Genomic DNA, 1,367 nt, shown 5'->3' with positions numbered 1-1,367 from the left:
AGGGGTCGTCTCAGAAAACGGAATCTATGGTCACTCCCGTTTTTGCAACACCGATTTTGACGACAAGTTGGCTTGCTTGAATCTATCCGGCGTCTGAATGGGATTTTATTCCCGCGCCTTGATGAGTTCCGCGCCTGATGAACCTCCAGAAAATATACGGCTTCAATGAGCCTTTCCGTTTTACAGGTTCCTCAACAGGCCGGTGGGCCGTTAGTATCATCAATATCAGTATTCGCAAAACCAGATCAGTAATTCTTTAAACCGGTGTATTTCTGCCGTTATGCTACATAAGTTTGCTGTCGTGCCGTTAGGGCCCAGGCTATTCTGGCCAGCTTGTTTGCCAGAGCACAAGTGACGACAAAGTTGCTTTTCCGGCACAGTAAATCCCTGACCCAATCGGCCAATTTGCCAGACTGGTGTTCCAGTTTTTGTATGAATACCCTGGCACATTGAACCAACAAAGTTCGGATCTTTTTATTACCTCGCTTACTAATTCCCAGCAATGTCGTCCTACCTCCCGTGCTGTACTGCCGAGGTACAAGCCCTGTTGCCGCCGCAAAGTCACGGCTGCTGGCGTACTGCTTCCCGTCGCCAATCTCAGTTGAAATAGTACTCGCTGTCAGTGTTCCGACGCAGGGAATGCTCAGCAAGCGCTGTCCAACCTCATCTTCGTCCAACTTTCGTTTCAACTGGGATTCCAAATCTTTAATCTGCTCAACAAGATAGTGATAATGCTGTTGTAATTTCAGCAATAACTGGCTGAGGTAAAGAGGCAAACTATTATCCTCAAGAATGGTACTCAGTCGGCTAATAACGGCAGCTCCTCGGGGAACGCTAATGCCAAATTCCAGCAGAAAAGCATGCATTTGATTGGTTGTTTTTACCTTATCCTGAACCAGGGATTCACGGACACGATGCAGAGCCCGCATTGCCTGCTGAGATTCCGTTCTGGGCTGCACAAAACGCATAGACGGACGCGATGCAGCTTCACAAATAGCTTCGGCGTCGACAAAGTCGTTTTTATTGCTTTTAACGAACGGGCGGACAAATTGTGGTGATATCAGCTTTGGGGAATGCCCCAACTCTTCCAACTTGCGTGCCATAAAGTGAGAACCGCCACAGGCTTCCATTGCGATGGTTGTAGCGGGGCATGTCGCCAAAAATTCGATCAACTTTGGCCGGGTAAATTTTTTACGGTAAACAGCCTTCCCGCGACGATCCTGGCAATGAATATGGAAAGAGTTTTTACCCAGATCGATACCAATGAGCGCAATGTTTTCCATGATAGTTCTCCGAATGAAAGCCTGTCCTCAGCATAGTACCGGGAAGGAGGGAGTGACCATCTCATTAAATAAAGCACGCTAAGC

The 1,367-nt window shown here is 47.8% G+C and carries 1 protein-coding gene; it reads right to left on the bottom strand.

The annotated features are described in order from the left end of the window. Nucleotides 1–278: 278 nt before the first annotated feature. Nucleotides 279–1,283: an IS110-like element IS4321 family transposase gene (locus HB860_RS21945; RefSeq protein WP_000427623.1), complete on the bottom strand. Its 1,005-nt coding sequence runs from the start codon at nucleotides 1,281–1,283 to the stop codon at nucleotides 279–281. Nucleotides 1,284–1,367: the final 84 nt, after the last annotated feature.

Origin of the sequence: Aeromonas genomosp. paramedia (genome assembly GCF_023093515.1) — a bacterium.
Classification (GTDB): Bacteria; Pseudomonadota; Gammaproteobacteria; order Enterobacterales; family Aeromonadaceae; genus Aeromonas.
This window is presented reverse-complemented; position numbering and strand designations above follow the sequence as displayed.